Source organism: Microbispora catharanthi (assembly GCF_006334915.2).
Classification (GTDB): Bacteria; Actinomycetota; Actinomycetes; order Streptosporangiales; family Streptosporangiaceae; genus Microbispora; species Microbispora catharanthi.
Map to the genome: position 1 here is coordinate 100,743 of NZ_VDMA02000023.1, position 23,279 is coordinate 124,021.

Annotated in this window: 26 protein-coding genes; 11 read left to right on the top strand and 15 right to left on the bottom strand. The window is 72.0% G+C overall.

All coding sequences use genetic code 11. The features are described from left to right. Nucleotides 1-66 precede the first annotated feature (66 nt). From FH610_RS33825 to sigE, 3 genes are all read right to left on the bottom strand, one after another. Nucleotides 67-1,356 (bottom strand): S1C family serine protease, encoded by a 1,290-nt coding sequence (locus FH610_RS33825; RefSeq protein WP_139579299.1) that lies wholly within the window; start codon nucleotides 1,354-1,356, stop codon nucleotides 67-69. A gap of 106 nt (nucleotides 1,357-1,462) precedes the next feature. Then, nucleotides 1,463-2,026, bottom strand: a complete 564-nt coding sequence (locus FH610_RS33830; RefSeq protein ID WP_139579300.1) for an anti-sigma factor family protein — start codon at nucleotides 2,024-2,026, stop codon at nucleotides 1,463-1,465. After that, entirely contained in the window at nucleotides 2,023-2,631 is a 609-nt protein-coding gene (sigE, locus tag FH610_RS33835; RefSeq protein WP_139579345.1) for an RNA polymerase sigma factor SigE, read from the bottom strand. Before sigE ends, FH610_RS33830 begins: the two co-directional genes overlap by 4 nt. A gap of 185 nt (nucleotides 2,632-2,816) precedes the next feature. Between sigE and FH610_RS33840 the strand changes: the two genes are divergently transcribed. Next, the gene (locus FH610_RS33840) at nucleotides 2,817-3,446 is read left to right on the top strand and encodes an O-methyltransferase (protein WP_139579301.1); all 630 of its coding nucleotides are present in this window, start codon (nucleotides 2,817-2,819) and stop codon (nucleotides 3,444-3,446) included. A 37-nt stretch (nucleotides 3,447-3,483) separates the two neighbouring features. Here FH610_RS33840 and FH610_RS33845 read toward each other — a convergent pair whose 3' ends face one another. The 3 genes from FH610_RS33845 to FH610_RS33855 form a co-directional block, all read right to left on the bottom strand. Continuing rightward, nucleotides 3,484-3,903, bottom strand: a complete 420-nt coding sequence (locus tag FH610_RS33845; protein ID WP_139579302.1) for a hypothetical protein — start codon at nucleotides 3,901-3,903, stop codon at nucleotides 3,484-3,486. Between the two features lie 105 nt (nucleotides 3,904-4,008). Beyond that, nucleotides 4,009-5,457: a leucyl aminopeptidase gene (locus FH610_RS33850; RefSeq protein WP_240809359.1), complete on the bottom strand. Its 1,449-nt coding sequence runs from the start codon at nucleotides 5,455-5,457 to the stop codon at nucleotides 4,009-4,011. A 77-nt stretch (nucleotides 5,458-5,534) separates the two neighbouring features. Continuing rightward, nucleotides 5,535-5,702 carry a DUF3117 domain-containing protein gene (locus FH610_RS33855; protein WP_076433904.1) on the bottom strand — a complete coding sequence of 56 codons (168 nt, stop codon included), beginning with the start codon at nucleotides 5,700-5,702 and terminating at the stop codon, nucleotides 5,535-5,537. Between the two features lie 126 nt (nucleotides 5,703-5,828). Between FH610_RS33855 and FH610_RS33860 the strand changes: the two genes are divergently transcribed. Together FH610_RS33860 and FH610_RS33865 are read left to right on the top strand one after the other, a co-directional pair. Then, nucleotides 5,829-6,653 carry a PaaX family transcriptional regulator gene (locus tag FH610_RS33860; RefSeq protein ID WP_240809360.1) on the top strand — a complete coding sequence of 275 codons (825 nt, stop codon included), beginning with the start codon at nucleotides 5,829-5,831 and terminating at the stop codon, nucleotides 6,651-6,653. 26 nt (nucleotides 6,654-6,679) lie between these two features. Further along, on the top strand, nucleotides 6,680-7,459 hold the full coding sequence (locus tag FH610_RS33865; RefSeq protein WP_240809361.1) for an enoyl-CoA hydratase-related protein: 780 nt from the start codon (nucleotides 6,680-6,682) through the stop codon (nucleotides 7,457-7,459). Here the strand turns inward: FH610_RS33865 and FH610_RS33870 are convergent. Next, on the bottom strand, nucleotides 7,440-8,012 hold the full coding sequence (locus FH610_RS33870; protein WP_139579347.1) for a DNA-3-methyladenine glycosylase I: 573 nt from the start codon (nucleotides 8,010-8,012) through the stop codon (nucleotides 7,440-7,442). The two genes, FH610_RS33865 and FH610_RS33870, sit on opposite strands and share 20 nt — an antisense overlap. 21 nt (nucleotides 8,013-8,033) lie before the next feature. Continuing rightward, complete coding sequence (locus tag FH610_RS33875; RefSeq protein WP_139579305.1) at nucleotides 8,034-8,465, bottom strand: hypothetical protein; 432 nt, start codon at nucleotides 8,463-8,465, stop codon at nucleotides 8,034-8,036. A gap of 43 nt (nucleotides 8,466-8,508) precedes the next feature. Here FH610_RS33875 and FH610_RS43980 point away from each other — a divergent pair, with 43 nt between their 5' ends. After that, nucleotides 8,509-8,781: a hypothetical protein gene (locus tag FH610_RS43980; RefSeq protein ID WP_205826260.1), complete on the top strand. Its 273-nt coding sequence runs from the start codon at nucleotides 8,509-8,511 to the stop codon at nucleotides 8,779-8,781. 8 nt (nucleotides 8,782-8,789) lie between these two features. Here FH610_RS43980 and FH610_RS33885 read toward each other — a convergent pair whose 3' ends face one another. Beyond that, the gene (locus tag FH610_RS33885) at nucleotides 8,790-9,368 is read right to left on the bottom strand and encodes an LOG family protein (protein WP_139579306.1); all 579 of its coding nucleotides are present in this window, start codon (nucleotides 9,366-9,368) and stop codon (nucleotides 8,790-8,792) included. Nucleotides 9,369-9,377: 9 nt separating this feature from the next. Then, a complete protein-coding gene (locus tag FH610_RS33890; RefSeq protein WP_139579307.1) occupies nucleotides 9,378-10,124 on the bottom strand; it encodes an LOG family protein in 747 nt (248 codons plus the stop codon). A gap of 122 nt (nucleotides 10,125-10,246) precedes the next feature. On the opposite strand from FH610_RS33890, the gene FH610_RS33895 reads away from it, so the two are divergent. Then, nucleotides 10,247-10,789, top strand: a complete 543-nt coding sequence (locus tag FH610_RS33895) for a hypothetical protein (RefSeq protein ID WP_139579308.1) — start codon at nucleotides 10,247-10,249, stop codon at nucleotides 10,787-10,789. 19 nt (nucleotides 10,790-10,808) lie between these two features. Then, complete coding sequence (locus tag FH610_RS33900) at nucleotides 10,809-13,007, top strand: bifunctional polysaccharide deacetylase/glycosyltransferase family 2 protein (protein ID WP_139579309.1); 2,199 nt, start codon at nucleotides 10,809-10,811, stop codon at nucleotides 13,005-13,007. A gap of 75 nt (nucleotides 13,008-13,082) precedes the next feature. On the opposite strand, the gene dapE is transcribed toward FH610_RS33900, so the two are convergent. From dapE to fdxA, 5 genes are read right to left on the bottom strand one after another with little or no spacing between them, the layout of a single operon-like run. After that, nucleotides 13,083-14,138 (bottom strand): succinyl-diaminopimelate desuccinylase, encoded by a 1,056-nt coding sequence (dapE, locus tag FH610_RS33905; protein WP_139579310.1) that lies wholly within the window; start codon nucleotides 14,136-14,138, stop codon nucleotides 13,083-13,085. Nucleotides 14,139-14,162: 24 nt separating this feature from the next. After that, nucleotides 14,163-14,927, bottom strand: a complete 765-nt coding sequence (locus FH610_RS33910) for a hypothetical protein (RefSeq protein WP_338104613.1) — start codon at nucleotides 14,925-14,927, stop codon at nucleotides 14,163-14,165. 57 nt (nucleotides 14,928-14,984) lie between these two features. After that, the gene (locus tag FH610_RS33915; RefSeq protein WP_139579312.1) at nucleotides 14,985-15,620 is read right to left on the bottom strand and encodes a DUF4178 domain-containing protein; all 636 of its coding nucleotides are present in this window, start codon (nucleotides 15,618-15,620) and stop codon (nucleotides 14,985-14,987) included. Nucleotides 15,621-15,631: 11 nt separating this feature from the next. Beyond that, nucleotides 15,632-16,711: a succinyldiaminopimelate transaminase gene (gene dapC, locus FH610_RS33920; protein WP_139579313.1), complete on the bottom strand. Its 1,080-nt coding sequence runs from the start codon at nucleotides 16,709-16,711 to the stop codon at nucleotides 15,632-15,634. 44 nt (nucleotides 16,712-16,755) lie between these two features. Further along, nucleotides 16,756-17,082 (bottom strand): ferredoxin, encoded by a 327-nt coding sequence (gene fdxA / locus FH610_RS33925; protein WP_030507471.1) that lies wholly within the window; start codon nucleotides 17,080-17,082, stop codon nucleotides 16,756-16,758. A 124-nt stretch (nucleotides 17,083-17,206) separates the two neighbouring features. Between fdxA and FH610_RS33930 the strand changes: the two genes are divergently transcribed. The 5 genes from FH610_RS33930 to FH610_RS33950 all read left to right on the top strand — a co-directional run bounded on the left by FH610_RS33930 (nucleotide 17,207) and on the right by FH610_RS33950 (nucleotide 23,264). Then, nucleotides 17,207-17,413, top strand: coding sequence for a putative acetyltransferase (locus FH610_RS33930; protein ID WP_240809362.1), 207 nt, complete (start codon nucleotides 17,207-17,209; stop codon nucleotides 17,411-17,413). A gap of 102 nt (nucleotides 17,414-17,515) precedes the next feature. Continuing rightward, the gene (locus FH610_RS33935; protein ID WP_205826262.1) at nucleotides 17,516-18,607 is read left to right on the top strand and encodes an ABC transporter substrate-binding protein; all 1,092 of its coding nucleotides are present in this window, start codon (nucleotides 17,516-17,518) and stop codon (nucleotides 18,605-18,607) included. 125 nt (nucleotides 18,608-18,732) lie between these two features. After that, nucleotides 18,733-19,509, top strand: a complete 777-nt coding sequence (locus FH610_RS33940) for a class I SAM-dependent methyltransferase (RefSeq protein ID WP_139579315.1) — start codon at nucleotides 18,733-18,735, stop codon at nucleotides 19,507-19,509. 65 nt (nucleotides 19,510-19,574) lie between these two features. Beyond that, nucleotides 19,575-21,200: a hypothetical protein gene (locus FH610_RS33945; protein ID WP_139579316.1), complete on the top strand. Its 1,626-nt coding sequence runs from the start codon at nucleotides 19,575-19,577 to the stop codon at nucleotides 21,198-21,200. 3 nt (nucleotides 21,201-21,203) lie between these two features. Further along, entirely contained in the window at nucleotides 21,204-23,264 is a 2,061-nt protein-coding gene (locus FH610_RS33950) for a UvrD-helicase domain-containing protein (RefSeq protein WP_139579317.1), read from the top strand. Nucleotides 23,265-23,279: the final 15 nt, after the last annotated feature.

Sequence of the window (23,279 nt, forward strand, 5' to 3'; positions counted from 1 at the left end):
TGCACGTGCGACGCTGAAATCAGACTAATGCCCGCGCCCCAAGCTGTGGACAGGGGACGCCCTGCTTCATGAGGGCCGCGCGCTGGGGGCGGGAGCCGCGCCGACCGTGACCGTCGCCGTCCGCACCTCGCCGTCGTGCCGGAACCTGATCCGCACCTGGTCGCCGGGGGCCTTGCTGCGGATGGTCACGATCAGCTCCCGGCTGTCGCTCACGGGCTGGCCGTCGACCTCCAGGATGACGTCCCCCGCGTGCAGGCCCGCCTTCGCGGCCGGACCTCCCGGCGTGACCGGCACGGCGCCGCTCTCGGTCTGGGTGGCGATCCGCACCCCCTGGCCCTGGTAGCTCTGGTCGATCGTGATGCCGATCCTGGAGGTGCGGGCCGTTCCGGTGGTGATGAGCTCCTTGGCGATCCGGCGCGCCTGGTTCACCGGGATCGCGAAGCCGAGGCCGATGCTGCCGGACTGCTGGCCGAGCAGGGACCCGCCGACTGTGGCGATCGCCGAGTTCACCCCGATCACCTCGCCCGCGGCGTTGACCAGGGGGCCGCCCGAGTTGCCGGGGTTGATGGCGGCGTCCGTCTGGATCGCGTTGATGAGCGCGTAGTCGGACCCGGTGCTGCCGCCCGCCTCGACGGGCCGGTTGAGCGAGCTGACGATGCCGGTGGTCACCGTGCCGGACAGTCCGAGGGGCGAGCCGACCGCGATGACCGGGTCGCCGACGACCACGCCGTCGGAGTTGCCGAGGGGCAGCTCCGGCGCCCTGACGGTCCCGTCGGGCTTGACGACCGCGATGTCGGAGTTGGGGTCGCGGCCAACGACGCGCGCCCCCGAGGAGGTGCGGTCGTTGTAGCGGATGCGGATCTCCCCGGCCTGTCCCGCGACGGCCACGACGTGGTTGTTCGTGACGATGTAACCGCCCTTGATGACGAAGCCCGACCCGGTGCCGGACTCGCTGTTGCCCTTGACCTCCAGCGAGACCACGCTGGGCAGGACCTTGGCGGCCACCCCGGCCACCGACTCGGGCGGCCGGGCCGTGGGCTGCTTCGACGGCGTGCTCAGCGCGTATCCGGGGTCGATGCCGGAGGACGGACGCGTCAGCAGGAACGTGCCCCAGCTCGCCATCCCGCCCGCCACGAGCGCGATGACCACGGCCAGGGCGGCGTACAGCGCGATGTTGGGGCCGCGCGGCTCCCGCTGCGGCACGACGGGATACAGCGGCGGCGGAGCCCATCCGGGCCCCATGCCGTACGCGCCGGTGGAGGGCGGAGGGCCGCCCGGAGAGCCCTGCGGCTCCTCGCCCGCGGGAAGGAACTCGGGCCGGTCCGACGCGCCGTACGGACGCGTGTTGTCGGTCATCGCGGCAGTCACTCCTCGCACACGGCGTCATCCGCTGGGCAGCCGCGGTAACGAGGGAAGCGGCACACGTCGGCTGCGGTGTCCGATCGTATGCCGATTCCTCGAATCAGCGCGAAAGCCCCCTGGTGACGCTGGGTGACGGGGTGGGCGACACGCTCACCACGGGCGCCCTGTTCTGGGCGGGATGCTGTACGAACATCTGGCCGGGCGTCGGGTTCGGGGTGGCCGTGGATCCCCCGGCCATGAGCATGGTGCCGAGGGCGACGGCGGCGCCGGCCATTCCCACGGCGACGTATCCCGCGCGTCTGGCCCTTCCGGGCCGCCCCGGGCCCGATCGTCCGTCGTCCCGGCCCCTGGGCCGGTTGTCCATGGGCCCGGCGGCGTGCATGCCGGGTAGCCGCCCGGTGCCGAAGGCCGGATGGTCGGGAAAGGGCCGCATCCGCGGCGGCAACGGCCCTCCCGGCTCCGCCATGCGCAGCAGCGACATGGTGAGGTCCGCCGGCATGGCGGGCGGATCCATGGACCGCAGGCGGGTCTTCAGCGCCCGCATCGCGTCGACCTCCGCGCGGCAGTCCGCGCAGAACGTCAGGTGCGCGAGCGCGCGTTCCCGCTCGTTGTGACTGAGTTCGCCGTCGATGAGCGCGGAGACGCGCTCGCCAAGATGACTCACAGTCCCTCCCTGCTGATTGAAGGGGGGGTTTGATCGCCGTTCCGGTTCGCAGAGGGCGCCCGGTGGTCGAGTGCCTCCCGCAGTTGGGCGCGGCCGCGGTGAATGCGGCTGCGCACCGTGCCGAGTTTCACGCCGAGCGTCGCGGCGATCTCCTCGTAGGACAGTCCCTCGATGTCGCACAGCACCACGGCCGCCCGGAACTCCGGCGCCAGGGCGTCGAGCGCGGCCTGGATGTCGGGCTCCAGGTGCGCGTCGTCGTACGCCTGCGCCGGGGACGGCTCGCGGCCGTGCAGCCGCTCGGCGGCGTCGTCCGCCAGCCCCTCGAAGCGGATGCGCTGCCTGCGCCGCGCCATGTCGAGGAAGAGGTTCGTCGTGATCCGGTGCAGCCACCCCTCGAACGTGCCCGGGGTGTAGCTCGACAGGGACCGGAAGACCCGGACGAAGACTTCCTGAGTGAGGTCCTCGGCGTCGTGGATGTTGCCCGTCAGCCGATAGGCCAGCCGGTAGACCCGAGCGGAATGAGTTCGGACGACCTCCTCCCAGGTGGGAGGCGTCCAGTCGGACACCGAAGTCTCCGCCTGGTGGTCGTGCTCGTCCACCGGCATTCCTCTCTGCAGGATCGTCGCTACAGCCATAGTGCCTGGTTTCGCCCCTTCCTGCGCACCGCGAGCTGAGCGGTCTCGAACAAAGACCGTTCAAAGCGTGCAACGTCCCCGTTGTGGCGTGAGTTCCCGTTCCGGTCCGACTCCCCTAGGCTGCGTCCAAGATGAAGCAGGGGAGGGAGAGGCCGATGGCGACACCGGCCAGCCTGGAGTACGCGGAGGAGTTCGTCCCGGAGGACGACCTCCTGCGGACCGCGCGCCGGCGGGGCATCGAGGTCGGGGCGCGCCCGATCCTGCCCGGGTGCGGAGCGGCGCTCTGCTTCCTCGCCACCGTGGTGAACGCACGCTCGGTGGTGGAGGTCGGCACCGGGTGCGGGGTCTCCGGCCTGTGGCTGCTGCGCGGCATGCGCCCGGACGGCACGCTCACGAGCGTGGACGTGGAGCCGGAGCATCAGCGTATGGCTCGGCAGACGTTCGCGGAGGCGGGGTTCTCCGGCAGCCGCATCCGCCTGATCGGCGGCCGCGCCCTCGACGTCCTTCCCCGCCTCGCCGACGGCGGCTACGACATGGTCTTCTGCGACGCGGCCAAGCAGGAGTACATCGACTACCTCACCGAGTCGGTACGGCTCCTGCGCCGGGGCGGGGTCGTGGTCTTCGGCGACGCCTTCTGCGACGACCAGGTTGCCGACCCCACCCAACGCGACCCGGACACGGTCGCGATCCGGGAGCTGGGCAAGCTCGTCAGGAACGACGAGCGGCTGCGCCCCCTGATGCTGCCGCTCGGCTCCGGGCTGCTGGCCGCCGTCAGGCTCGACTGACCGGCGCCCGCTGAGCGCTCCGCCGGACCGCTCCGCCTCACGTCATCTTGTACGCCCTCACCAGGGTCTGCTTCACCCCGCAGCGGGCGAACCGCAGCTTGTACGGCGTGCTCACGCAGGCCCAGAACTCGATCCTTCCGCTGTTCATCTTCCTGGTCTTCTGCTCGACGCAGTCCACGTCCTTGTAGAAGTTCATGTAGCGGTAGGTGTGACCGCCGTAGCGGATCTTGGCCATGGCGTAGCGGTGGTCGGTGCTGCGGTCGCAGATGATGATCGTGTCGCGGTCGGTCAGCGTGGCCTCCGCCAGCGCGTTGCCGTGACCGTCGCCGATCCGCGCCGTGGCGAGCGGCGAGGCCGCGGCGGAGACGGAGGCGGAGGCCGAGGCGGAGGCCGAGGCGGCGCCCACGGTGGCGAAGGCCAGACCGGCGACGGCCGTGGCGAGCAGCAGCTTCCTCATCGCTGTTCCTTTCCGTTTTGTGCGGCTTCCAGCGTTTTCTTCCAGGGGGTTGGAGAGCGGAAGCCGTCGGAAAGTTCGCAGCGGCGGGCTTTGCGATCGAGCCCGTCAGACGCCGTTCGCGGGAACAGCGGTGAGGTAGCGCAGGAGCAGGCGGACGCCGAAGCCGGTGCCGCCCTTGGTGGTCTCGCCCTCGTCGGAGGTGGCGCGCGCGGGCCCGGCGATGTCCAGGTGCGCCCAGGGCCGACCGCCGGTGAACTCCCGCAGGAACAGCGCGGCCGCGATCGACCCCGCCGCGCCCGACATCGTCCTGTCGACGTTGGCCAGGTCGGCCACGTCGGAGTCGAGCATCGCGCGATAGTCCTCGACGAGCGGCATCCGCCACAGCCGCTCCCCGCCGGCCTCCCCGGCGGTGATCAGGTCCGCGGCCAGCGACTCGTCGGTGGCGTAGAGCGCGCCCAGGTTCACGCCGAGCGCGACCTTGGCCGCGCCGGTGAGCGTGGCGACGTCGATCACGACGTCCGGGTCGAGTTCGGCGTGCGCGTACGCCAGCGCGTCGGCCAGCACGAGACGGCCCTCCGCGTCGGTGTTCAGCACCTCGACCGTGCGCCCGCCGTACTGGGTGATGACGTCTCCGGGCCGCTGGGCCGTGCCGGAGATGGAGTTCTCCGCGCACGCCACGAGGCCGGTGACCCGCACCGGGGCCTCGAAGGCCGCCAGCGCGCTCATCGCGGCGATGACGGCGGCCCCGCCCGCCATGTCGGTCTTCATCGCCTTCATGCCCTCGGTGGGCTTCAGGGACAGGCCGCCGGTGTCGAACGTGATGCCCTTGCCGGCGAGCACCACATGGGCGCGCGGGTTCTCCGGCGTGTAGGAGAGCCGGACCAGGCGCGGCGGGCTGATCGACCCCTGCCCGACCGCCCGGATGCCGCCGAACTCGCCGAGCTCGGACTCCTCCCACACGCGTACGTCGAGCCCGGACTCGGCGGCGACCGCCTTCGCCTGCTCGGCGAGCCAGGCGGGCGTCTTCACCGAGGAGGGGGTGTTGACGAGGTCACGGGCGAGCGCGGTGGCCCGGGCGACCGCCTCGCCGCGCTTCAGGTCCCGCTCGTCCCCGCCGACGAAGACGATCTCCCCGACCGGCTTCGTGCGGCCGTTGCCGATGGTGAACGTGTACGCCGCGAGCAGCGCGCCCTCGACCAGGGCGGCCGCGTCCCCGTCGGACGGGACGACGACCGACAGCGACGCCCGGCCCTTCGCCCGCCTCGCGACGGCCGCCCCGGCCTTGCGCAGCGCGGCGGCCGAGCCGTCGCCGGTGCCGTACAGCAGGACGCGCCGCACGCCGCCGTCCCGGACGGTGGGCACCTCCACGACCTCGCCGGGCTCTCCCTTGGCCTCGTAGTGCGCCAGCAGCGCGTCCATCGGCACGGGAGACTCCAGCCAGGGCGCCGGGGCAGGGGCCGGTCCGGGACCGAAAGGCACGGCCACCAGGTCGGCGTCCGGCGCGGGCCCGGCGCCGTGAGAACCGGTGAGGACCGGCGTGGTCTCGATGGGCACGTCCACCTCCAACAGGGCGGCCCCGGGGCGGGATCACCCGCCGCCAGGGCCGTGAATCGAACAGGTCGGCTGACGAATCAGCCGACCACCTTCTTAAGCGCGTCACCGAGGGCGCTGGCCTCGTCCGCGGACAGCTCCACGACGAGTCGGCCGCCACCTTCGAGAGGGACCCGCATGACGATGCCCCGTCCTTCCTTGGTGACCTCCAGCGGACCGTCACCGGTCCGCGGCTTCATCGCCGCCATGCGTGTATCCCTTCCCGCGTTGTCGGCCGCCCCGGAGGGTAACCGGCGTATTCACGTTTCTGTGATGTTCTATTATCCCGCCTCCGAGCTCAAAAAGGTAACGGCCCGGCTCCGGTCAGTGGATCAATGCGACGGGGCACGCGTTGTGGGCGGACCGGACGTGACCCCACACTGGGTGGGGTGAACGCCCGAGCCGCGCTTTTCGATCTCTATGGGGACCACCTTCGCACCCGTGGCGGCCGTGCCTCCGTGGCCGCGCTCGTGAGGCTGCTCTCGCCGCTCGACATCGCGGCGCCGGCCGTCAGGACCGCGATATCCCGGATGGTCCGGCAGGGCTGGCTCGACCCCGTACGGCTGCCGCAGGGACCGGGGTACGCGGTCACGCCGAAATGCGAGCGCAGGCTCGACGAGACGGCGGCCCGCGTCTACCGGCGGGGCGACGCGCCGTGGGCCGGCCGCTGGCACGTCCTGGTGCTCGAACCGGTCAGGGACCGGGCACGGCGCGAGCGGCTGCGCGCCGACCTCGCCTTCCTCGGGTACGCCCCGCTGTCGGAGACGACCTGGATCGGCCCGCGGCCCTCGCCCGAGCTCGACGCGCTGCGGGTCCCCGGCCACCGGTTCGACGCCGCGTACGAGGGCGACCCGCGCGACCTGCTCGCGCGCGCGTGGGACCTGGACGGCATCGGCAGCGCGTACGAGGATTGGCTGGCCAGCGCGGCGGACCTGGTGGGCTCGCTGCCGGAGGACGCTCCGGACGACAGGGTCTTCGCGGTCCGCAGCAGACTGGTGCACGGCTGGCGCAACTTCCTGTTCCGCGACCCCGGGCTGCCCGCCGACCTGCTGCCGCCGGGCTGGCCGGGCGAGAAGGCCCGCACCTTCTTCGAGCAGGAGGCCGCCCGGCTGCTGCCCGCCGCCGCCGCGTTCGTCGAGCGCAATCTGATGACGACCTGATGACGACCTGAATGGAGCCGCCCGAGATGACCGTGACGTATGACGTCGACGAAGCCGTCGCCACGATCACGCTGAACCGCCCCGACGCGATGAACTCGCTGACCGTCGAGATGAAGACCGCCCTGCTCGCGGCCGTGCGGCGCGCCGCCGACGACGCGTCGGTGCGGGCCGTGCTCCTGACCGGCGCGGGCCGGGCCTTCTGCGCGGGGCAGGACCTGCGCGAGCACGCCGACAACCTCGAGCGGGGCCTCGGCCTGGCGAACACCGTGCGCGAGCACTACAACCCGGTCGTGCTGGCCGTCGCCACGATGGGCAAGCCCGTCGTGGCCGCCGTCAACGGGGTGGCCGCGGGGGCGGGGGCCTCGCTGGCGTTCGCGTGCGACTTCCGCGTGGCGGCCGAGACCGCGAAGTTCTCCATGGCGTTCACCGGGATCGGGCTCGCGCCGGACTCCGGCGCGTCCTGGACCCTCCAGCGGCTCGTCGGTCCCGCGCGCGCCCGGGAGATGCTGCTGCTCGGCGACGTCGTGAACGCGACCACGGCGCTGGAGCTCGGCCTGGTCGGGCAGGTGGTCCCGGCCGACCGGATGGCGTCCGCCGCCCGCGACCTCGCCGTACGGCTCGCGCAGGGGCCCACCCGGGCGTACGCCGCGACCAAGGCGGCGCTGGACCACGCGGCGTCGTCCTCCCTCGCCGAGGCGCTGGAGCGGGAGGCTGAGCTTCAGGACGAGTGCGCGGCCACCGCCGACCACGCGGCGGCGACCAAGGCGTTCCTCAACAAGGAACGCCCTACCTTCGAAGGCCGGTGACGGCCGCACGGACGTGGCAGTCGGCCACGTGGTCGTTGACCAGGCCGATGGCCTGCATCAGGGCGTACGCCGTGGTGGGGCCGACGAAGCGGAAGCCGTTCTTCTTGAGCTCCTTGGCCAGTGCCGTGGAACCGGCGGTGCGGGCCGGGACGTCGGCGAGAGTGGCCGGGACCCTGCCGGGTTCCTCGGCGTACTTCCACACCAGCGCCGACAGCCCGTCCGGCACCTCAAGGGCGGCGCGGGCGTTGGCGACGGCCGCCTCGATCTTGGCGCGGTTGCGCACGATGCCCGCGTCGCCGAGCAGCCGCTCCACGTCGCCCTCGTCGAAGGCCGCCACCGCCGGGATCGAGAACCCGGCGAACGCCTTGCGGAAGTTGTCACGCTTGCGCAGGATCGTCAGCCACGACAGGCCGGATTGGAACGCCTCCAGGGTGATCCGTTCGAAGACGAGGTCGTCCCCGTGGAGCGGACGGCCCCACTCCTCGTCGTGGTAGGCGACGTAGTCGGGCGTCGTGCCCGCCCATCCGCAGCGGACCAGCCCGTCGTGCACCATCACCACGCTGTCACCACGCTGTCACCATGCCTCTTCCGCGTCGGCGCGGTCGCCGTCCCAGCCCTCGCGGGCCGTCGCCGAGGACACTTCCGGCTCACGCTCGGAGTCCTCGGCCTGCTTCGTTTCGGCCTGCTTCGTCTCCTCGCGTGCCTGCAGCCGCGCGTACGATAACTCGGTCACGCGCTGCTCCAGCACCGCGATGCGAGTGTCGCGCTCCCCGAGCGCGACCGAGACGCGATGCAGCGTCTCGTCCACCGCCTGGGTGCTGTAGCCCACGAGACCGATCGGAAGCTGAAGCGCGATCAGGTCGGCGGGAGTCATCTGGCCGGCCGCGGGCAGTTCGAGCGGCGGCACGTCAGGGGGAAACTCCGCCATCTCGCCGCCGTGTCCAAGCGAGACCATGACCACACAGGCGATCACGGCGAGTCCGGCGATGACGAGTACGACCAGCACATACGAATCGTGCCACAACTCTTCTCCATGCGAGCATGGAAGCATGACGCGCGTGATCGGGCCCGGCGACGAGATCGAGTCCGGCTGGGTCGAGGCCGCCTCGCTGCCGGAGGTGTCCGCGCTGGCCCGGGCGGGACACACCGTCGTGGTGACGCTCCCCGGCGACGAGACCGAGGCGATCGCGGCCGCCGCTGCCTACGCCTGGGCGGGCGCGAGCGTCTTCCGGACGTCCCACGACGTGCGGCAGGCCCTCGACATGACCGAGGCCCTGCTGGGCCTCCGGCCCCCCGCCCTGACCCGCCGCGGCCTCGCCTAGTAGCCCTCTTAGCTCTCGCCGAGTTCCTCGCCCGTGGGGCTGAGGTGGAGGGCGGGCTGCTCCAGCATGTCGAGCGCCTCCTCCACCGTGGTCGCCCACGAGATCGCGTCGAACACGTTCGGCCGTGTGAAGCCCTGCTCGTACATGCCGTCGACCAGGTCGCGCAGCGGCCCGTACAGGCCCCACGGGTCGAGCACGACCAGCGGCCGCTCGTGCATGCCGAGCACCCGGGTGGTCCAGATCTCGAACAGCTCCTCCAAGGTGCCGATGCCGCCCGGAAGCACGAGGAACGCGTCGGACCTGGCGTCCATGACCCCCTTGCGCTCGCGCATGTCGGCGGTGACGATCAGCTCGTCGGAGTCGGTGTCGGCGATCTCGACGTCGACGAGGGCCTGGGGGATGACCCCGACCGTGTGGCCGCCGCCGTCGCGGACGGCCCGGGCGACCTCGCCCATACAGGAGACGATGGCGCCCCCGCTCACGAGGCCGTGGCCGCGGCGGGCCAGTTCGGCGCCCACCTCCCGGGCGAGGTCGACGTACTTGCGGTCGATCTTCTGGCTGGACGAGCAGTACACGCAGACGAACACGTCGCAACCCTACTGAGTTGCGGAGCGCCGGTCGGCCTCCACGATGAGGCGTACGGCCTCGTCGGGGTCGTCGGTGACCGAGACCAGCTCGACGTCCTGCGGCGAGATCTTCCCGCTGACCAGCAGCGTGTCGCGGATCCAGTCGATCAGCGGCGACCAGAACGAGACGCCCATCATGATCACCGGGAACGACGTGACCTTCCGCGTCTGCACCAGGGTCAGCGCCTCGAACAGCTCGTCGAGCGTTCCGAATCCGCCGGGCAGGGCCACGAACCCGCTGGCGTACTTGACGAACATCGTCTTGCGCACGAAGAAGTAGCGGAACTCGATGCCGAGGTCCACATAGTCGTTGAGGCGCTGTTCGTGCGGCAGCTCGATGCCGAGGCCGACCGAGACGCCGCCGGCCTCCAGCGCGCCCCTGTTGGCCGCCTCCATCACCCCGGGGCCGCCGCCGGTGATCACCGCGTAGCCCGCCTTGGCGAGCGCCGCGCCGACCTTCACCCCGAGTTCGTACTCGGGGGTGTCGGGACCGGTGCGGGCCGAGCCGAAGACGGTCACCGCCGGAGGAAGGTCGGCGAGGGCGCCGAAGCCCTCGACGAACTCCGACTGGATGCGCAGGACCCGCCAGGGATCCTCGTGCAGCCAGCCGGTGGGGCCGCGACGGTCGAGCAGGCGCTGGTCGTGAGTGGATTCGGGGACGAGGCCGCCGCGGACCAGCGACGGACCCTGCCGGCGTTCGGGTCGGGTGTGGTTCATGACGGTCACGCTAACGCTCGGGATCGGGAAGGGTGCAAGACGCGCGAATTACCCGATTAGTTATGCCCCAAACGTCGTATTGCGTCCCAAACATCAGCCCAGCCTCAATAACATCGGAACCCGTGAGAGAGCCACACCCCACGAGCACAGCCGTCTTCGTCGACCACAGCGGTCGCAGAAGCAAGGTGCTGACCGTCACCGCGATCGTCACCGGAGTGCTGGTCACGGCTCTCACGGTGACTCTGCTGGTCGGCGTGCTCGGCGGCATGGTCGGCGGCTCCGGCCTCCCCGCGCTGAACTGGCCGGGGCAGGGTGGTCGACCGGACGCGGCGCATCCGCAGTCGCGCTCGCCGAGCCCCTCCCCCTCGCCGGAGATGAGCACCTCCGCCCAGCCTCCGGGGCCGACGCCCGGCGCCCGCCCCACGCGGACGGCCACCTCGCCCGCCGCTCGGCCGTCCTCCTCCCGGCCGCCCCGCCCGTCCGCGTCCCCGTCCTCCGTCCCGTCCCGCGTCCCCTCCTCGGCGCCGACCCGGCGGCCCTCGCCGTCCGAGACGGCGGGACCGTCCGCGGAACCGTCGCCCGAGGTCACGGAAGCGCCGACGGCGAACCCCGGCCACGGCGGCACACCGCCGGGTCAGGTCAGCCGGACGCGCGGACCCAAGTGAAGAGGGTGAGCACACGGTGATGACAGGACGACGCGGCAAGCGGGCCGACCCCCGCGGCCACTGGTTCCTCGTGGCGATCGCGGCCCTGCTGACGGCCGGCGCGCTGCTGCTCAACGGCTTCGCGCACAACGTCGTCGGCGAGACGCACGCGCCCCCTCCCGCGGGCGAGGAGCACTCCGCCGAGCTCGACCGGGTGCGCTCGGGCGGGCCGGTCGTGAACGCCTCGGGCCCGCGCCCTCGCACCGTGCGTACGGCCGCCCGGACGATCGCGCTGACCTTCGACGACGGCCCCGACCCGAAGTGGACCCCTCGGATCCTCGACGTGCTGCGCAGGCACGGCGCAAAGGCGACCTTCTTCGTAGTGGGCGCCCACGCGGCCGAGCACCCCGAGCTGGTCCGCAGGATCCTCGCGGAGGGTCACGAGCTCGGCAACCACACCTACACCCACGCCGACCTGACGACCACCCCGCTCTGGCGCACCCGGCTGGAGATGTCCCTCACGCAGAAGGTCCTCGCGGGCACGACGGGGGTGCACACGCGCCTGGCGCGCCTGCCGTACTCCTCCTCGCCGTCGGCGGTCGGCGGCGCCCAGCTCGCGGCCATGCACGTACTCGGGGACGAGGGATACCTGGTGGCACTCACCGACCTCGACTCGCGGGACTGGAGCCGTCCCGCCGTCGACCGGATGGTGAGGGACACACTCCCGACCCGGGGCCGGGGCGCGGTGGTCATGTTCCACGACGCCGGAGGCGACCGGAGCCGGACTGTGGCCGCCGTCGACGCCTTGCTGGACGCACTGAAGAAGAGGGGCTACTCGGCCACCACGCTCACGAAGGCCGCCGGGCTGCCTTCGGCCCACACACCCGCCGGGACCGCCGAGCGCTTCCTCGGGAGCGTTCTCGCCATCGCCCAGCGGGTCTCGGCCGCCTTCACCGGCTCGCTGGGCTGGATCCTCTCCGTCGCAGGCGTGCTCACTCTCGCCCGCCTGGCGTTCTTCGTCTCGCTGGCCTGGGTCCACGCCCGCAGGACCCGCCGCAGGCGCCCGGAGAACACCCCCAGGCGCAGGCGCGACCGCGTTCCCTTGTGGCCGGCCCCTCCGGCCGTGTCCGTGATCGTCCCCGCGTACAACGAGGAGGCGGGGATCGAGGCGACGGTCCGCTCGCTCGTGACGACGGACTACCCGGGGCAGGTCGAGGTGCTGGTCGTGGACGACGGCTCCAGCGACCGCACGGCGGAGATCGCCGCCTCGCTGAATCTGCCCGGCGTACGCGTCATCCGTCAGCCCAACGGCGGCAAGCCCGCCGCGCTCAACACCGGCATCGCCCACGCCTCACACGACATCCTGATCATGGTGGACGGCGACACCGTCTTCGAGCCGTCGACCATCGGGAACCTCATCCAACCGCTCGCCGACCCCTCCGTGGGCGCGGTCAGCGGCAACACGAAGGTCGGCAACCGCCGCGGCATGATCGGCCGATGGCAGCACATCGAGTACGTCATCGGGTTCAACCTCGACCGGCGCGCCTTCGACCTGCTCGGCTGCATGGCGACGGTGCCCGGCGCGATCGGCGCCTTCCGCCGGCAGGCGCTGCTGTCGGTCGGCGGCGTCAGCCTCGACACCCTCGCCGAGGACACCGACCTCACGATGGCGATCTGCCGGGCGGGCTGGCGGGTCGTCTACGAGGAACGGGCCCGGGCGTGGACCGAGGCGCCCACCTCGCTGCGGCAACTGTGGCGCCAGCGCTACCGCTGGTGCTACGGCACTCTGCAGGCGATGTGGAAGCACCGCGGGGCGGTGCTGGAGCGAGGACCGTTCGGCCGCCGGTGCCTCGGGTATCTCACGCTTTTCCAGGTGATCCTCCCGCTGCTGGCCCCGGTCGTCGACATCATGGCCGTCTACAGCGTGGCGGTGGCAGACCCGCTGCCCGTCGTCGCGGTCTGGGCCGGATTCGTCACCGCCCAGGCCCTCAGCGGGTGGTACGCGCTGCGTCTGGACGGAGAACGGGCGTCGGCGCTGTGGGTGCTCCCCCTGCAGCAGTTCGTCTACCGGCAGCTGATGTACCTGGTGGTCATCCAGTCCGTCGCCACGGCCGTTCTCGGGGTGCGCTTGCGCTGGCACACGGTGCGGCGGGAGGGCACCTTCAACACCCTGAAGAATCTTGAAAACATTCCCGGGAACCTGGAACCGGTCTTCGCCGAGGCTCCGTCTAAGGAATGAGGGTGCTGCTCGGGACGAAAGTGGCTTTCCCCGCCAAATGGCCGGCGAGGAAAGCCACTTTCTTCTATCTACGGGCTATTCGGCCAGCCAGGCCGTCATCCGGCGCTCACTCTCGACGATCTTGTCCAGGCTCACGTTCTCCCCCGCCGTGTGCGCGATGTCGGGGTTGCCCGGGCCGCAATTGACGGCGGGCATCCCGAGCGCGGAGAACCGCGCGACGTCGGTCCAGCCGAGCTTGGCCCGGGGCGTGCCGCCGATCGCGGCGGCGAACGCCGCGGCGACGGGGTGGGTCAGCCCCGGCCGCGCGCCCGGCGCGCCGTCGGTGAGCCGCACGTCGAAGCCGTCGAAGACCTCCTGGACGTGGGCGAACGCCTCCTCCAGCGTGCGGTCGGGGGCGAAGCGGTAGTTCACGGTCACGACGCACTCGTCCGGGATCACATTCCCGGCGACCCCGCCGCGTACGCCCACCGCGTTGAGCCCCTCGCGGAACTGGAGGCCGTCCACCACCGGGCGCCGCGCCTCGTACCGGCCGAGGGTCTCCAGGACCGGCGCGATGCCGTGGACGGCGTTGACGCCCTCCCACGACCGGGCGCTGTGCGCGCGCACACCCTTCACCGTGATCTCGGCGCGCAACGTGCCCTGGCAGCCGCCCTCGATCAGCCCGTCGGTCGGCTCCATCACGACCGCGAAGTCACCCGTGATCCATTCGGGATGGGTGCGGGTGAGCCGCAGCAGGCCGCTCCGCTCGGCCTCGATCTCCTCGCAGTCGTAGAAGACGAAGGTCAGGTCGCGGTTCGGCTCGGCCAGCAGGCAGAGCTTGAGCTGGACGGCCACGCCGCTCTTCATGTCGGACGTCCCGCAGCCGTACAGCACGCCGTCCTCGACCCTGCTGGGCAGGTTGTCCGCCACCGGGACCGTGTCGATGTGCCCGGCGATCACCACACGCTCGGCCCGGCCGAGGTCGGTCCGCGCCACCACCGCGTCACCGTCCCGCAGCACCGTCAGGTGCGGCAGCGGATCGAGCGCCTCCTCGACGGCGTCGGCCAGCGCCTTCTCCGCGCCGCTCACCGATTCGATGTCCACCAGTTGCGCCGTCAGCGCGCCCACGTCCTGGGCAAGGTCAAGCCGCATGCCATCCGACCCTAATCCACGGGTTCACGCGACCTGCACGGTGGCGACGGGCTTGGTGGCCTTGCGCCAGCCGTCGTGGCCGCTGGCGGCCGTCCAGGTGACACCCTCGAAGCGCACCTGGCGCAGGCCGTACTTCTGTGCGTGGGTGACATACCAGGCGGCGACCAGCCAGCCGCGCTTGGGCGCGGAGTCCGTGCCGAGCGCGCGCACGAGCTGCTTGCGCGCGGTCTCGGTCTGCGGCGTGACCGGCTTGTCGGACGGCGGGTACCAGCAGTGCACGGCCTGGGGCACGCGCCCGATGAACGCCGCCGAGAGGATCTTGGCGTTGTACTCGTGCTCGGCGTAGGCCGAGCCGTCGGCGGAGCGCTGCACGGCCTGGGCCGCCTCGTGCAGCGGCAGGGTCCGGTAGTGCTTCACCTTCTCCAGGGCGGCGAAGAACTTCCGCGCCGCGTAGACCGGGTCCTGCAACTGCTCGGCCGTCCCCCAGCCCTGCGAGGGCCGTTGCTGGAACACGCCCACCGAGTCGCGGTCGCCGTACGGCAGGTTGGCCAGTTTGGACTCCTGGATCGCCGTGATGTAGGCGATCTGAAGGGCGCGCTCGGGCAGCTTGCGCCGCACCGCGACGGCGGCGATGGTCGCGGCCATCTGGGCCTGCTCGATGTCGAGGTCGAGCGTGCCGCCGGGGGTCTTGATCATGCAGTGTTCGCCCAGAGCGAACGGTTCGGTCCGCTTCAGCAGGTGATAGGCGCCGTAGAAGATGGCGGCGCCCAGCAGGACGACGATGACCATGACGGTCACGACAGGTTTGGTAAGGCGCCGTTCCACAAGCAGAACCTACCCGTGCGATCAGGGAAGCCGATCCACCCGGATGGACCCCGGAGTGAGCGGTCGGGCGTAGGACGCCTCCCACTGGCCGCCCTGCACACGCTGGAACGACAGCAGGCGGCCGTCGCCGGCCCGGTAGTCGGCGAAGTCGAGCAGGCCGCGCTCGGGCAGCCCGGTGGTCCCCTCGGAGCGGAAGGCGGCCGTGCCGCGCTCGATGGGATAGAACTCCAGACCGTCCACGATGAGCATGTGCCTGGCCGGCACCATGCCCTGGGTCGGCACGTCGGTCCACAACAGGACCTCCAGGTGGAGGGGCTCGCCCTCCTTGCCCGGCCGTTCCTCGACCGACAGCCAGTTGTAGCGCCGGGCGCCCTCGTCCAGCAGGTACTCCGTCCACTTCTCGCCCTGCATCGTGCAGTGCAGGGCGCCGACGGCCCGATAGCGGGCGGCCTCCACGTAGACGGTGTCCCCCACCTTGATCGTGCGGGGGTCGAAGAAGTCGGGATCGGCCTCGGGGTCACGCGCCGGCGACTCTCCCGGAGCGGCGGGCGGCGTGCGGACCGGCTCGCGCGCACGGGTGCGCCGGGTCGCGGCGACGGCGCCCAGCACGACGACGACCGTGGCGAGGCCCAGCACGATCACGATCGCTGTCGTCATGGCGGGCGATCCTACTGGAGGCGGCTCACCGCCGCATCGACGCGCTCGTCCGTGGCGGTGACGGCGATGCGGACGTGACCGCGCCCGGCGGCGCCGTAGAACTCGCCCGGCGCGACGAGGATGCCCCTCTCGGCCAGGGCGCGCACCTGGTCCCAGCAGCCGGTGCCGTCGGTGGCCCACAGGTAGAGCCCGGCGGCCGAGTGCTCGACCCGCCAGCCGGCCCGCTCCAGCGCGGGCCGCAGCACCGCCCTGCGCCGGGCGTACCGCTCCCGCTGCGCGTCGGCGTGCGCGTCGTCGTCGAGCACGGCCACCGTCGCGGCCTGGACCGGGGCGGGCATCATCATGCCGGCGTGCTTGCGCACCTCCAGCAGCCGCCGTACGAGCCGGGGGTCGCCGGCGACGAAGCCGGCGCGGTATCCGGCGAAGTTCGACCGCTTCGACAGCGAGTGGACCGCGAGCAGGTTCTCGTGGGAGCCCTCGCACACGTCCGGGTGGAGGACGGAGACCGGGTGCTCCTCCCAGCCCAGCTCGATGTAGCACTCGTCGGACGCGACGACCGCGCCGCGCTCGCGCGCCCACGCGACGACCTTGCGCAGGTGCTCGGCGGGCAGGACGCGCCCGGTGGGGTTGGACGGCGAGTTCACCCAGACGAGGGGCACCCGCTCGGGGCCCAGCGCGAGGAGCCCGTCGGTCGCGTAGGGCTCGGCCCCGGCCAGCCTCGCACCCACGTCGTACGTCGGATAGGCGAGCTCGGGGAAGACCACGCGCTCGCCGGGCCGCACGCCGAGCAGCGTCGGCAGCCAGGCCACCAGTTCCTTGGAGCCGATGGTCGGCAGCACGTCGGCGGGGTCGATCGTGACGCCGTGCCGCCGCCGCAGCCAGCCCGCGGCCGCCTCACGCAGCCGCGGCGTGCCGTACGTCAGGGGATAGCCGGGGCTGTCCGCGGCGGCGGCGAGCGCCTCACGAGCGACCGGGGGCACCGGGTCGACCGGCGTGCCGACCGACAGGTCGACGATCCCGCCGGGATGCGCCCGCGCCAGGTCCTGATAGGGCACGAGCCGATCCCATGGGAAGTCCGGCAACGCAAGCAAAGAAAATCCCCCAGTCGTCACGGACCGCGCTGATCAGGCGTCGGTCAGTGGTCCTCGCCCTGCGGCGGGAGCGCCGCGACGAGCGGGTGGTCCTTGTTGATCTTTCCGACCTTCGAGGCGCCGCCGGGCGAGCCCAGCTCCTCGAAGAAATCGACGTTGGCCTTGTAGAAGTCCTTCCACTGCTCGGGAAGGTCGTCCTCGTAGAAAATCGCCTCTACGGGGCACACCGGCTCGCACGCACCGCAGTCCACGCACTCGTCGGGGTGGATGTAGAGCATGCGTTCGCCCTCGTAGATGCAATCGACGGGGCACTCCTCGATGCACGCCTTGTCCAGGACGTCCACGCAAGGCTGCGCGATGACGTACGTCACCTCGGGCTCCTTCTGGGTTGCACGGCTCGACCGCGGGTTGCTAGCCCTAGTATTGCGGTGCCTGCCGACTAGCCGGAACAGGAGGGGGGCAATCGTCGTGGCCCCTCGTTTCGGAGCCCGTCTCGTGATCGCCATCACCCCCGCCGACGTGGGCAAACGGGTGACGACGCGACGCAGAGTGCCCGGCGGGCACCGGGACGCCGTCGGCGTGTTGGAATCCTGGCACGACGGCGTGCTCACCGTGCGGAAACGGGACGGAAGCCTCGTAGAGATCGCCGAGGACACCCTGGCCGCCGCCAAGGTCGTGCCGCCCGCGCCGCCTGCCCGGTAATCCGCGCGCCCAGTAATCGGCGTGCATGGTGCGGACGCCGACTCGGTAATGCCCCAGCGCGCCGCCGCGAACGACCGCCGCGACGCGGGGAGCATACGCGGCGTGACCATACGTGCCTGCGTCGTGACGATGTCCTCGGCGGCCGTCCTCCTGTTCACGGCCTCCGCGTGCTCGAAGCCGTCGTCGTCGGACAAGCCGCTGCCGCCCCTGAACCCCCGGGCCGACAGCCTGGAGTCCGGGTTCGGCACCATGGACAGGCTCGTCGAGGCGGCCAAGAAGGAGGGCGCGCTCACGGTCGTGGGCCTGCCGGGCGGCTGGGTCGGTTACAAGGAGATCATCGCCCGCTTCTCCGACAAGTACGGCATCAAGGTGACCTCGATCGTGCCCGAGGCGAGCAGCAAGCAGGAGATCGACACCGCGGCCCGTCTGAAGGGGACGAATCAGGCGCCGGACGTGTTCGATCTCACCCTGGAGGTCGCGGTCGCCGACGCCAAGCTGTTCGCGCCCTACCGCGTGGCCGGCTGGGCGGACATCCCCGACGAGGCCAAGGAGCAGCGGGGACGCTGGTTCGCCGCCTATGGCGGATACATGTCGATCGGCTACGACCCGAGAAAGGTCCCCGCCCCCACGTCGTACGGCGCGCTGGTCAGGCCGGGGACGACCGTGGCACTGCCGGGTGACCCGCGCCGGGTGGCCTCGGCGTTCAGCGCCGTGATGGCCGCCTCGCTCGGCAACGGACTGCCGAACGCCGCGCGGGGCGTGGACCTGTTCGCGCGACTGAAGAAGGGCGGCATGCTCGGCCGGCCCGACCAGGCGACCGCGGTGGTGGACTGGGACTACATGAACGCCGCGCGGGCCGCCTCCGGCCGCGGCGCGGCGGCCTGGCGAGTGACGATCCCGAAGAACGAGGTGCTCGCCTCCTACTACATGCAGGCGATCAGCGCCGACGCGCCGCACCCGGCCGCCGCGCGGCTGTGGGAGGAGTTCCTGCTGTCCGACGAGGGCCAGAACCTCTTCCTCAAGGCGTACGCGCGGCCCGCCCGGATGGAGGCCATGGAGATGCGCGACACGCTGGACGGGGACGCCGCCGCCAGGCTGCCGGAGGCGTCCGGCGACCCGGTGATCCTGAACATCCCCGAGCAGGATCAGGCCAAGTCATATGTGACCGCGCATTGGGCCCAGATGGTCGGCTGAGTCTCCCGATCTCGCGGAGGCGACGGAAGCCGTAAAGTGTGTCGTTATCCCAGCAGTCTCACAAGTCGGCATGAGATTGCGGCAATCCCGACACCGGGCACCACGTGTCAGAATGCGAGCCGATCTTGAGGTACGAAACTCCCAGTCTCACCCGGTGGAACGCTCGCGCCTACGACAGCTCCTTCGGCTACGTCTCGGCTCAGGGCGCGCCACTGGTGGAACTGCTCGACCCGCGCCCCGGTGAGCGCGTGCTCGACCTCGGATGCGGCACCGGGGTGCTCACCGCCGACATCGCCAGGCGCGGCGCCCACGTGCTGGGCATCGACGGCTCCCACTCCATGATCGAGCAGGCCATCGCGCACCATCCCGGACTCGACTTCACCGTGGGCGACGGCTACGACTTCACCGTCGCCCAGCCGTACGACGCGGTCTTCTCGAACGCCGCGCTGCACTGGATGAGCCGCGACCCCGACGCGGTGATCGACTGCGTGCGGGAGGCGCTGCGGCCGGGCGGCCGGTTCGTCGCCGAGATGGGCGGCGCGGGCAACTGCGCGGCCCTGACCTCCGCCGTGCTCACCGCCTGGCGCGAGTACGGCCTGCCCGAGCCCGAGCTGCCGTGGTACTTCCCCAGCCCCGCCGAGTACGCCCACCGCCTGGAGAAGGGCGGGTTCACGGTCCGGCTGCTGGAGTATTTCGACCGCCCCACCCCGCTCGACGAGTGCCCGAACGGCGCGGCCGACTGGGTCCGGATGTTCGCCGGCTCGCTGCTCGATCGGGTCCCCCCGGCGGCCGTGGAGCCGCTGCTGCGCCGGGTCAACGAGCTGGCCGCCCCCGCGCTGCGCCGGGAGACCGGCTGGATGGCCGACTACGTCCGTCTCCGTTTCGCCGCAGAACGTCGCTGACATCTCCACCACGACGGGGCGATTTGCCAGACTATGGACTGGTCTTTGTGAGTGATGGGGAACGCATGAACTTCTGCCTGAGTGACCTCGTGCCACCGCTGCGCTGGAGTGACGCTGCCCGCATCACGGCCCTGGCCGACCGGCCCGGCCTGCCGGACGCCTGGTGGCGGACGCTGCCCCTGCACCGGGTGCTCGCCGTCCTGGGCGCCGAGGCGCTGGGCGACCTGCTCACCGAGCTCGCGCTCGACCACTGGCCGGCGGCGGCCGTCGGCGACGTGCTGCCCGCGCTGCACGTGCTCGACCCCGACGAGGCCGACGACCCCCAGGTCGCGATCGCGCTCGACCGGGCGGGGTCGTGGCACGGCCTGCTCGCGCTGTCCGGCCGGGAACTGGCCGACCAGCCGTTCATCAAGGCCCGCCCCGTGCTGACCGCTCTGTTCGGCGCCGTGTTCTTACGGATGTCCCCCGAGGAGGCCCAGCCTGTCTCCGAGCCCGTCTCCGAGCCTGTCTCCGAACCGGTGTCCGAGCCGGTGGAGGATCCCCCGGACGAACAGGTAGCGGAACAACAGGCCCCGGACATCCCCGAGCTGATCGACGCGGCGTTCGGCGACCTGGACGACCAGACCTGGATGGTGGCGCAGAACCGGGTCTTCGCCGACGAGCCGTCCGATCCCGAGCAGCTGGCCAGGCTGCTCGCCGTCCATCCCTCCGTCATCCACGACCTCGAAGCGGCCCTGCGCGACCGGCTGTCCCGCTGGCTCGCGCTGCCGGAGGCGAAGCCGTACAACGAGCATCTGACCCGGCTCACCGACACCTTCGGAGCCGCGGTGCCGAAGGAGCGGTTCGTCACGGCGGCCGAGTGGCACGGGCGCGAACTGCGCACGCTGGAGGTGCCCGCCTGGCGGTTCGTGCTCGCCACCTTCCCCGGATACCGCCTCTTCGGCGACTGGCTCGTGGCCGGCGACATCGAGGAACTGCGGGAGAGGACGCGGAGCCTGATCGCCTCGGCCGAGCGCCCGCCGACCGTCCCCCAGGCGCTGGAGATGATCGGCTCCCTGGGCGTCCGTCCCGACGTCGCCAGGCAGTGGCTGGAGAGCGTGCCGCAACTGCGTGCGCAGAAGGCGTCGGAGATCAGTACGGCGGACCGCCAGCCGGACCGGCAGCAGGGCGGGCAGCAGGGCGGGCTCAAGGACGTCGCGCTGACCCGGCGGTGCTTCCGGCAGCCGGACGGCAGATGGTGGCTCCGGGTCGACGTCTCCGGCGACCACCTCCGCGGCGCCGAGGTGCCGCTGCCGAGCGGGTTCGCGGCGTACGTCGGTCTGGCGCCGGGCGAGGACCGCACGGTGCGCAGCGCGGCCGGGGAGGTCGGCCTCTCCTGGCACGCGCGGCCGGTCCTGGGCTCCCTCCAGCGCATTCTCAGCGAGGTCTCGGCCGAGGAGGGCAGCCACATCTTCCTGACCCTGTCCGAGGAGGGCATGCTGCGCGTACGGCACCTGCCGGCGGCGGACGGCGGCGACGAGACGAGCCGCGCGCTGCGCCTGGTGGGCTACACCGCGCCGAGCGGCACGCCCGAGCAGGCCGCGCGGGTGATCGCGACGCGCGTCGGCCTCACCGCGCCCGTCGGGCGGCCCGAACTCCTCGCGCGGCTGCGAGAACGCGGGGACCGCGACCTGCTGACCCTGCTGGGATAGCCGATGCCCCGGCTCGCGATCTCCCCGGAGTTCCTGCGCGGGCTCGGCGCGCTCACCCGGCCGGTCCGCCGGGACGTCGCCGTCGCGGTGCGCCGGTTCCTGCTGAACGCGTCCGCCGCGCCGCACCCCGAGAGGGTGCGCAACTGCCGTGATTCCCGCATCGCCACGCTGCGGCTCGCCGACCGCCACCGGGGGGTGGTGGTGCGGCAGGAGGACGTCTACTGGCTGCTCACCGTGCTGCCGGACGCCGAGGCGTGGTCGTACGCGCAGCGGCACAGGTTCGGCGTGAACACGGCCATCGGGATCGTCGAGACCTGGGACGCCGTGGCCCTGGAGCGGGTCGAGCCGGCCCTGCGCCGCGCGTCGGAGACCGGCGGCCGGCCGCTGTTCGAGAACTGGTGCGACGCCGATTTGCTGAACATCGGCGTCGACGCCCACCTGCTGCCGCTGCTGCGGCTGATGACGTCGGAGTCGCATCTCGCGGCCGTGGAGCCGCTGCTCCCGTACAGCCAGTACGCGCCGCTCGCCGCGCTCGCCCGCGGCGGCTCGCTCGCGGCGGCCTGGCGCGAGCTGGACGCCTGCCGCTCCCGCGTCGCCGACGAGATCGACCCCGAGGACCTCCTGGCGGCGCTGCGGCGCAGCCCCGACCGGGCCGCGTTCGCCGCCGACGCCGCGGAGCTCGAGCGCATCCTCACGCTGCCCGGCTGGTGCACGTTCCTCTACCCGCCGCAGCACACGTACGCCAACTGGCCGGCGTACGAGCAGCCGGTGCTGATCACCGGGGGCGCGGGCACCGGGAAGACGGTCATCGCGCTGCACCGGGCGGCCCTGCTGGCCCGCGCGGCCACCGGCCCGGTGCTGCTGGTGACGTTCTCCCAGAGCCTCGCGACCGAGCTGTCCGCGCGGCTCGACATGATCATCAAGGACGAGGTGGTCCGCAAGCGCGTCGAGGTGGGCAACGTCGACAGGATCGCGCACCGCATCGTCGCCGAGGCGGAGGGCCGCGCTCCCGCCCTCGTCTCCTCCGACGACCTGGCCGAGCTGTGGCAGGAGGCGGCCGTCGGGCGCTTCGGCAGCGCGTTCCTGCTGCGCGAGTGGGAGCAGGTGATCCTCGCGCAGAACCTGCGGACGCTGGAGGAGTATCAGGCCGCCACCCGGCCCGGCCGCGGCGTCCGGCTCGACGCCGATGCCAGGACGACGGTGTGGGAGGCCGTCCAGCAGGTCGTACGGCGCCTGCGCGAGTCCGGCCGGCGCACCCTGCTCCAGCTCGCCTCTGAGGCGGCGGGCCTGCTCGGGCGGGCCGTGGGCGACCTGCTGGGCGACGAGGCGCCGGGGCGGGAGCCGTACCGGCACATCGTGGTGGACGAGGCGCAGGACCTGCACCCGGCCCAGTGGCGGCTGCTGCGGGCGGCGGTCCCCGCCGCCCCGAACGACCTGTTCATCGTGGGAGACCCGCACCAGCGCATGTTCGACACGCGGGTCGCGCTGGCGGACGTCGGCATCCCCGCCCGCCAGTTCCGTCTGAAGATCTCCCGCCGGCTCCCCGCCGAGATCCTCTCGTGGGGAGTGCGCCTGCGCGGCGGCGGCCCGGCGGACGGCCTGGTCGCGGGCAACGCCGCGATGTACGGCTACCGCGCGCTGGACTACGGCGCGCGGCCGATGGTGCGCCAGTACGTGGACGCGGAGGCGGAGATGGCCGGGCTCGTCTCCACCGTGGCCGAATGGCTGGAGGAGGGCGTGCCGACCGCCCAGATCGCGGTGGCCGCGCGTACCCCGGACCTCGTGCGTACCGCCCGCACCGCACTACGCGAAGCGGGCATCACGGTCAAAGTCACCTCCCTTCATGGCATGAAAGGGCTGGAATTCCGTCGGGTGGCCGTGATAGGCGTGGCTGACGGAATCGTGCCGGCGCCGGACGCGCTGACCCCGGCCGACGAGGACCCGACGGCCCGGGCGCACGATCTGCAACGCGAACGGGGGCTGCTCTACGTGGCGTGCACGCGGGCGGGGGAGTTGCTCTACGTGTCCTATTCGGGGCGCGCCAGTCCCTTCATCCCGGCCTGACGTCCGATCCCCTAG

What these genes read in the sequence shown, in the direction of transcription:
- FH610_RS33825 (WP_139579299.1), bottom strand. Translation starts at nt 1,356, where the DNA reads ATGACCGACAACACGCGTCCGTACGGCGCGTCGGACCGGCCCGAGTTC.
- sigE (WP_139579345.1), bottom strand. Translation starts at nt 2,631, where the DNA reads ATGCCGGTGGACGAGCACGACCACCAGGCGGAGACTTCGGTGTCCGAC.
- FH610_RS33840 (WP_139579301.1), top strand. Translation starts at nt 2,817, where the DNA reads ATGGCGACACCGGCCAGCCTGGAGTACGCGGAGGAGTTCGTCCCGGAG.
- FH610_RS33845 (WP_139579302.1), bottom strand. Translation starts at nt 3,903, where the DNA reads ATGAGGAAGCTGCTGCTCGCCACGGCCGTCGCCGGTCTGGCCTTCGCC.
- FH610_RS33855 (WP_076433904.1), bottom strand. Translation starts at nt 5,702, where the DNA reads ATGGCGGCGATGAAGCCGCGGACCGGTGACGGTCCGCTGGAGGTCACC.
- FH610_RS33860 (WP_240809360.1), top strand. Translation starts at nt 5,829, where the DNA reads ATGCGACGGGGCACGCGTTGTGGGCGGACCGGACGTGACCCCACACTG.
- FH610_RS33865 (WP_240809361.1), top strand. Translation starts at nt 6,680, where the DNA reads ATGACCGTGACGTATGACGTCGACGAAGCCGTCGCCACGATCACGCTG.
- FH610_RS33870 (WP_139579347.1), bottom strand. Translation starts at nt 8,012, where the DNA reads ATGGTGCACGACGGGCTGGTCCGCTGCGGATGGGCGGGCACGACGCCC.
- FH610_RS43980 (WP_205826260.1), top strand. Translation starts at nt 8,509, where the DNA reads ATGACGCGCGTGATCGGGCCCGGCGACGAGATCGAGTCCGGCTGGGTC.
- FH610_RS33890 (WP_139579307.1), bottom strand. Translation starts at nt 10,124, where the DNA reads ATGAACCACACCCGACCCGAACGCCGGCAGGGTCCGTCGCTGGTCCGC.
- FH610_RS33900 (WP_139579309.1), top strand. Translation starts at nt 10,809, where the DNA reads ATGACAGGACGACGCGGCAAGCGGGCCGACCCCCGCGGCCACTGGTTC.
- dapE (WP_139579310.1), bottom strand. Translation starts at nt 14,138, where the DNA reads ATGCGGCTTGACCTTGCCCAGGACGTGGGCGCGCTGACGGCGCAACTG.
- FH610_RS33910 (WP_338104613.1), bottom strand. Translation starts at nt 14,927, where the DNA reads ATGGTCATCGTCGTCCTGCTGGGCGCCGCCATCTTCTACGGCGCCTAT.
- FH610_RS33915 (WP_139579312.1), bottom strand. Translation starts at nt 15,620, where the DNA reads ATGACGACAGCGATCGTGATCGTGCTGGGCCTCGCCACGGTCGTCGTC.
- FH610_RS33945 (WP_139579316.1), top strand. Translation starts at nt 19,575, where the DNA reads ATGAACTTCTGCCTGAGTGACCTCGTGCCACCGCTGCGCTGGAGTGAC.
- FH610_RS33950 (WP_139579317.1), top strand. Translation starts at nt 21,204, where the DNA reads ATGCCCCGGCTCGCGATCTCCCCGGAGTTCCTGCGCGGGCTCGGCGCG.